The organism is Mesorhizobium sp. M7A.F.Ca.MR.362.00.0.0 (assembly GCF_004023175.1).
In the GTDB taxonomy this organism is placed as follows: domain Bacteria; phylum Pseudomonadota; class Alphaproteobacteria; order Rhizobiales; family Rhizobiaceae; genus Mesorhizobium.
Genome location: NZ_RZTF01000775.1, coordinates 1 through 1,149, shown reverse-complemented (window position 1 = coordinate 1,149; position 1,149 = coordinate 1). Strand labels below are relative to the sequence as shown.

The following is a 1,149-nucleotide window of genomic DNA, read 5'->3' as shown; positions in this document are numbered from 1 at the left end:
GCGCGGGAATGGCCAACGATGCAGCGCTGGGCGGCATGCAGGGTGAGCATTCGGCTGCTCCTCAAGAGGATACAGCCTGGGGCACTCCCCATCAGGAGCCACTTTTACGGTCATCCATTGTGAAGCGGAAGAGGACAGCTAGCCTGGTAAATCAATCGCCGCAACAGGTGTCTGGTGCGACTAAATTGCAGCGACCAAAGTTTTTGGTCGAGGTGTCCCCATTTTCATTTTCCAAGCGGCATACAGGCGCGGGAATGGCCAACGATGCAGCGCTGGGCGGCATGCAGGGTGAGCATTCGGCGTCGGCGCTCAGTCCGTCAGAACCAAAGTTCGACGACGACTACCCCGAATTTACTGAGGACGGGCTGGCAGAAATCGATGCGCTGTCCAAATCTCGCTCCAATGCTGCACCCAATTTGCACGGGACCAGATTGAATGAGGCGTTTGAGAAAAAGGGCTCCTCTTCAGGCGCGGGAATGGCCAACGATGCAGCGCTTGGCGGCATGAATACAGTACCCTCGGCGGAGGCGCAGAGGTCATCGCAAGCAAGCCCTAAGGACTTTCCCGATTTAACCGACTCCGATCTGGAAGACGAGCATATCGCGGCCGATTTCGCACTGCTTGGCGAGGCGCTGCACAGGGCCAGTCCCGACATCGCCGCCCGGACCCGGTTGGTGGCGCCGGCGGTGGCCCATTTCTTGCGCATGGCTGGGAACCCGGCCGAGGCGGCCGCCGCTTTCCACGACATCATCGATGGCGGCAGGGCCAACTTCGGGGGCGGCACGGCCAGCTTTGTGTTCCTTCCGGTCAACAATGCCGGGACTGGCCCTGGGGGCACCCACTGGTCGCTGCTGTTTGTCGATCTACGCGGGCGCCAGCCGGTCGCCTATCATTACGACTCCTTCGGCACCCTGAACAGCGCCATCGCACAAGGGCTGGCAGCACGTCTGGGCGCCCGCTTGGATCGAGTGCGGATGGCCCAGCAGGACAACACCTACGATTGCGGGGTATTTGTCGTGGACGCCACCAGGGCGCTGGCCGCGCGATTGGCTAAAGGAGAACGGCCCGGGAGCCAGCCGCTGCACCTCGACACCCTCGTCGCCGACCGGCAGGCTTTACTGGACCGCCTCACGGCCCCCAGTAACGCAC

Annotated in this window: 1 protein-coding gene; it reads left to right on the top strand. The window is 62.2% G+C overall.

Annotated features, from left to right (window positions below; translation table 11 throughout):
• Positions 1–254 precede the first annotated feature (254 nt).
• A partial coding sequence (locus EOC06_RS44630) for a Ulp1 family isopeptidase (protein WP_245470444.1) occupies positions 255–1,149 on the top strand: 895 nt, incomplete at its 3' end.